We start from the raw sequence: 5739 nt of genomic DNA, 5'->3' as shown, positions 1-5739 counted from the left end.
AGCCCGTCCATCTTGGGGAGCATCAGGTCGAGCACCATCAGGTCCGGCGGGTTGGACAGCGCGCGCCTGAGCGCCTCGGCGCCGTCTCCGACGCAGGCCCGAGCCCGTCGTGCAGGTCGCGCCTCAGCCTGCGCCGCTCCTCCTCGCGGGCCATCACCAGCCGCTCCCGCGAGCGCCGCAGGTCGGCGGAGAGCCGTACGGCGTGCACGGCCACCGAGATCTGCCTGGCCAGGTCGCCGAGGACGCGCAGGTCGCGGGGGCCGAACCCGCTCTCTCCCGGCCTGGGCGACAGGATGAGGTCGCCGGCCCGCTCGCCGTTGTGCGTCAGTGGCAGCCGTACGAGCTCCCCTGCGGGCGTGCCGGACGCGTACCGCGTGCCCCCGGCCGTCTCGACCGCCGCGTACGGCAGGCGCAGTGCCTCGGCGACCGACCGGGCGACCCCCGGCAGCACGGTGCCCGGTTCGGCGGTGCTCTCCAGCCTGCGGCCCAGGCGGGTGAGCGCCGCGTACGGATCGTCACGCTCCCCGTACATCAGCAGGTTGACCCAGCCCTGCAGCCGTTCCCGCAGCGGCGCGAAGGCGAGGGCCACGAGCCCGGCGGCCAGGATCGAGATCGGCAGGTCCCCGGCGGGGAAGAGCGCGCCGAGGTAGCCGACCACGAGCACGTACCCGCCGGTCACGCACCCCGACAGCAGCGCGTAGACCAGCGTCCGGTTGATCACCAGGTCGATGTCGAAGAGCCGGTGGCGCAGGATCGCGACGCAGATGGCGACCGGCAGGAGGGTCACGCCGACTCCGCCGACCAGCTCCCACGGGGTGTTGGTCATGGGCCAGATGGAGCCGGGGACGTCGTCGGTCAGCCCGGCCGCCAACCTGGCCGCGACGACCACCACCTCGATGCCGACCGCGTAGACCAGCCAGGCGACCTGGCGGCGCTCCTGGCCGCCGCTCCGAAGAGTCCGCGCGCCCAGCCCCAGCGCGCCCACGAAGAACACCACGGCGAACAGGGCGGTCATCGCCGTCTCCACCACCGGTGCCACGTCCGCGAGACCGGCCACTCCGAGCGGGTTGACCACGCCGCTGCCCTCGGCGACCTGGCTGTTCTCACCGGGCCGGAACGCGCCGGCCACCATGGTCACCGCTCCTGCGGCGGTGGCGCCGATCACCAGCCGGCGCGCTCCCGCCGAGGACAGCCGCCCATCGGGGAAGAACAGCGGGATCAGGCAGGCCGACAGGTTCGCCGGCACCCAGAGCCAGGTCTGCGGCCAGGCCAGGGCTTCGGCCAGTGGCAGCCCGGGACGGGTGACGAGGCCGAGGATCGCGTACTGCCCGCAGAACTCCATGAGCGCGAAGCAGAACGCGCTCACCGTCAACAGCCGGCCCACTCCGTGCTCGGGACGGCGCGAACCGATGAGGCCGCCCGCCAGCGCGCAGGCCGCCACGAACAGCAGGTGGGACAGGGTGAGCGGATTCGTCCCGTTGAGAACGGCCAGGACGACGGCGAGCACGGTCAGCACCAGGGTCAGGGCGCACCATGACCACGCGATGCGCGCCGCTGCCGCCGCCACTGTGCCTCCCGAGCCGGTCGCCACACCGTATCCGGCCCGGGGGACGATGTCTCGGGGTGGGACTCGCCGATCAAAGGAGCGGCCCCCGGGGTCAGATTCCCTGGGGGAGCCGGAACAGCCGGCCCGGGTCGCGGGCGGCCTTGATCTGGGCGAGCCTGGTGGCGTTCGCCCCGTAGTAGGCCGCGCGCCAGCCGCCGAGCTCGGGGTCGATGTAGTTGACGTAGGCGTGGTCGCCGAAGTGGGGTCGCATCGCCGCGTGCGCGGTCCTGGCCCAGGCGGCCGCTCCGGCGCGGTGGGCGTAGTACTGCACGCTGTAGAGGGCGGCCCGGTGCGGGAAGGCGGTGGCGTCGGGGCGGATCCGGGAGACGGCGCCGCCGAGGGCGTCCAGCAGCACGGTGTGGTTGCCGGGGCGGGCGACCTGGGCGACCAGGGTCCTGGCCCCGGCCTCGGAGAGCGGGCGGTAGGCCATGTGCGACTTGGCGGTGAAGGTGTCCCTGGACAGCCGCCCGCCCCTGGTCTGCCCCGGCAGGGACCCGCCCAGGTGGCACTGGGTGACCGAGAGCGAGCCGCAACCCGCCATGGTCAGCATGGCCTGGCGGTAGGAGGTCTGCCGGACGTAGCTCGACGAGGGCGACCCGGCCGCGTCGGCCAGCCGGTCGAGCAGCCGCTCGCAGTCGGCCCTGCCGCCGAGGTAGAGCCCGACGACCTGCACGTCCATCCCGCCGTCGCGGCTGAGATGCATGCCCGACCACAGGGCGTCCGGGGCCGAGGGGCCCCACGCCTGCCAGGCGCGCAGTGCCCTGGCCGCCTTCGACCACGGCCAGTGCAGGAAGAACACCGTGACCTCGCGGGCCGGGTGGGTCCGGAACTCGAAGGAGACCGCCACGCCGAGGTTGCCCCCGCCGCCGCCCCGGGAGGCCCAGTACAGGTCGGCGTTGTGGTTCGCGTCGCAGGTCAGCAACTGTCCATCGGCCGTGACGATCTGGACGGACTCCATCACGTCGCAGGTCAGGCCGTACTTCCTGGAGACCACGCCGATGCCGCCGCCCAGGGCCAGCCCGCTCACCCCGACCGTGGCGCAGGTTCCGGCGGGGATGCTGACCCCGCTCGCGGCGAGCCTGTCGTAGACGTCGATCAGCTTGGCGCCCGCCCCGACCCTCGCCCGCCCGGCGGTGTGGCTCACCTTGCTCATCCGGGACACGTCCAGGACCAGGCCGGTCCCGGTGGACCAGCCCGCGTAGGAGTGCCCGCCGGACCGCACGGCCAGCGGCACGTTCAGCCGGCGCGCGAAGCCGACGCACTCGGCGACGTCGGAGGGGTCGGCGCAGTAGGCCACGCCCGCGGGCCGCACCGCGTCGAAGGTGGGGTTGAACAGCCGGCGTGCGCTGTCGTACGAGGCGTCGCCAGGCCGGACGACCTTGCCGGCCAGCCCGTCGGCCAGGGCCCGCCAGTCGGCGGGGCGCGGGCCGCTCGCGGCGCCCGTGGTATCCCGGCCGGTCACGCCGGTGGCGCCCAGGGCGGGTGTGCCCTGAGCGCCCAGTGCCAGAGCGGCCAGGCCGCCGGTACGAAGGAATGCCCGCCTGTCAGGAGCGGTCCGCATGCGTTCTCCCCGAGGTTCCGTGTCGACTACCCGATAGGACGACCGCATCCGTCATCTGGTTGGTCACATTCACATCACCGTTCGTGCGACGGGTCTCGACGGGGTCAGGTCCCCTGCACCACGCGCAGTGCGAGGGCGGGGCACATCTCGACGGCCCTGCGGGCCATCCGCCGGAACTGGGCGGGTACGGTGTCGCGGCCGAACACCGGGTAGCCGTGCTCGTCGAGCCGGACGAGGTCGGGGGCGAGCCGGGCGCACAGGCCGTGGCCCTGGCAGCGGGTCCAGTCCACGGTCAGCTTCACCTCGGGCTCGTTCTCCTGCGGGGGCAGGGGGAGCACGCCGTGCACCGGGCGCCCGCAGGTGCCGTGCAGGAGGTGTTCCTCGATGTCGTCGGGGAAGGCGTCCAGCGCCGACAGCACGAACCTGGCCGTACCGTCGGGGTGGAAGCACGCGCCCCTGCCCTTGACGCTCGCCGCCCTGGCGCGCAGTTCGTCCAGGGCGGCGGCGGAGCCGCCCATGACCTCGGCCATCGACTGCGCGACGCCCGGGAGGCCGAGACGGCACGGACCGCACTGCCCCGACGACTGGGCGGCCAGGTATCTCGCCACCCTGACCGTCTCGCCCAGCGGGCAGGTCTCCCCGCCGAGCGGCACGATGATCCCGGCGCCGAGCTGGCCGCCCGCCTCGGCGATGCCCTGCCGGGAGACGGTCGCCACGGCCGCGGCGTCCGCGTGGAGCCACGCGCCGTGGTAGCCGCCGACCAGCACGCCGTCGCCGGTGGAGGCCTGGCAGGCGTCCAGGACGGCGTAGAGCGGCGTGCCGGTCGCGACCTCGACGACGGCCGGGGCCTTGGCCGAACCTCCCACGGTGAGCAGCACCGTGCCGGGCTCGCGCGCCGTGCCGACGTCGGCGTACCGCTCGGCGCCCAGGGTCGCGAGGACCGCGAGCTGGGCGTAGGTCTCGGCGTTGGACAGCAGGGTGGGCAGCCCGTTCACCCCGCTCTCGACGGCCCTGACCTTGCGGCCCGGCGGCTCTCCGACCTGCCCGTTCACCGACCTGACCAGGGCGCCGCCCTCGCCGGAGATGAACCGTTCGACGATGCCGGCCACCCGGACCTGGTCGCCGATGCCCCGCTCCTCGACCGCGGCGGTGACGGAGGTCTGGCCCATGCCGCCCTCGACCGTCGCGATCACGACCTGCTTGGCGCCGATCGCGCCCGCCGCGAGCAGCGCACCCTCGATGACCAGGTGGGGGGTTCTGGTGAGCAGCATCGTGTCCTTGCTGCTGGCCGGCTCGCCCTCGGCCGCGTTGACCAGGACGATCTTCTCCGGCTTCTTGTCCATCACCGCGCGGACCTTGCGGGCGAAGGGGAAGGCGGCCCCGCCCCGCCCGCGCATGTCCACCTCGTCGGCCAGCGCCGCCAGCTCCTCGCCGGACATGCCGGGCGCCGTGCCGTGCATGTCGCGGTGGGCCGCGAGGTCCATCCTGCGGCAGTCCTCCAGCCCGGCGGTCAGCCGGGCCGGCCCCAGCTGCCGGACCGGGGGAACGCGGTAAGGGATCATCCAACGCCTCCGATGCGGCGAAGCTCCGGTGGGTTCTCGCGCACCTGGCGCGGAATGCGGCCGATGATGCTCGTGGGCGGGGTCAGCTCCACGGCGGCGGGCGCCTCCACGGCGGCCTCCTCGCGTACCGGGATCTGCCCGGGCTGCAGCTCGGAGATCACCCTGATCAGCAGGGCCGCGCCCACCGCGACCAGGCAGATCACGTAGCTCCAGGTCACCCACTCGGCGGGACGGCGGCCCGCGGTCAGCCCGTGCAGGACCGCCAGCGGCCACGCCAGGTAGGCGGAGCCGTGCAGCAGCCGCCAGAGCCACGGCCTGTTGTTCTCCGCGAACCTGGCCCGGGCGACCCCGGTGAGGAAGACGAGGATCATCAGATCGGAGGCGATGGCGCCGAAACCGATGTACAGCCCCTGGCCGCCGGTGGCCAGCGGGACCACGGCGGAGGCGGGAGAGGTCCTGCTTTCGATGATCTTCATGGCGACGTGGATGCCCAGGGAGCCCATACCGATCATGGCGGTGGCCCGGTGCACGAACTGGGAGCGGATCCGGCCCAGGACGGGCAGCACGATCCGGTCGGCCGACAGCAGGCCGAGTGCCACGGTCGCGGTGAACGACACGAGGGCGATCACGCCCCCGAAGAACGAGAAGACCCCACGGATGGTCGCGGCCATCTCCATGCCGGGCCCGGTCCGCCCGAGCATGAGCAGGCCGACCACGGAGACCGTGATCGTGGCACCGAGACCGATCCTGGCGGGTCTTCGGTCGAGACTTGTCCCGGCCTCCGAGCGGGTGTGTCGCGGAGTCCGTCTGTTACCCACCTGTTGCTCCTGTCTGCGAAGCGGCTCGACGACGTCTGCGTGCGAGGGAGATGGACTCTGGTACTGCGAGATGCCGCTCCCCGGCCTCCGCGGGGGTGTGGAAGAGGCGCGGAGACGGGCGGACAACGGCACGCCTCCGTCGTTCGTGCCGGTGATGTACGTGGGCACCGACGGCAAGCTGCGCGGCCAGTT

At 73.4% G+C, this 5739-nt stretch carries 4 protein-coding genes; all 4 read right to left on the bottom strand.

Annotated elements, in window-relative coordinates; all coding sequences use genetic code 11:
- Positions 1-37: 37 nt before the first annotated feature.
- The 4 genes from ABZ260_RS45270 to ABZ260_RS45255 all read right to left on the bottom strand — a co-directional run bounded on the left by ABZ260_RS45270 (position 38) and on the right by ABZ260_RS45255 (position 5547).
- Positions 38-1567, bottom strand: a complete 1530-nt coding sequence (locus tag ABZ260_RS45270; protein WP_355630490.1) for a hypothetical protein — start codon at positions 1565-1567, stop codon at positions 38-40.
- Positions 1568-1658: 91 nt separating this feature from the next.
- Positions 1659-3167 carry an FAD-binding oxidoreductase gene (locus tag ABZ260_RS45265; protein WP_355630487.1) on the bottom strand — a complete coding sequence of 503 codons (1509 nt, stop codon included), beginning with the start codon at positions 3165-3167 and terminating at the stop codon, positions 1659-1661.
- Between the two features lie 104 nt (positions 3168-3271).
- Positions 3272-4729 (bottom strand): NADH-ubiquinone oxidoreductase-F iron-sulfur binding region domain-containing protein, encoded by a 1458-nt coding sequence (locus ABZ260_RS45260; RefSeq protein WP_355558197.1) that lies wholly within the window; start codon positions 4727-4729, stop codon positions 3272-3274.
- The gene (locus ABZ260_RS45255) at positions 4726-5547 is read right to left on the bottom strand and encodes a hypothetical protein (RefSeq protein WP_355630484.1); all 822 of its coding nucleotides are present in this window, start codon (positions 5545-5547) and stop codon (positions 4726-4728) included. The genes ABZ260_RS45260 and ABZ260_RS45255 overlap by 4 nt, the downstream gene beginning before the upstream one ends.
- Positions 5548-5739 lie beyond the last annotated feature (192 nt).

Origin of the sequence: Streptosporangium sp. NPDC006013, from assembly GCF_040614275.1 — a bacterium.
Lineage (GTDB): Bacteria > Actinomycetota > Actinomycetes > Streptosporangiales > Streptosporangiaceae > Streptosporangium.
This window is presented reverse-complemented; position numbering and strand designations above follow the sequence as displayed.

Excerpts from the sequence above, each read along its gene's own strand:
- ABZ260_RS45265 (WP_355630487.1), bottom strand. The coding sequence starts at position 3,167 with ATGCGGACCGCTCCTGACAGGCGGGCATTCCTTCGTACCGGCGGCCTG.
- ABZ260_RS45260 (WP_355558197.1), bottom strand. The coding sequence starts at position 4,729 with ATGATCCCTTACCGCGTTCCCCCGGTCCGGCAGCTGGGGCCGGCCCGG.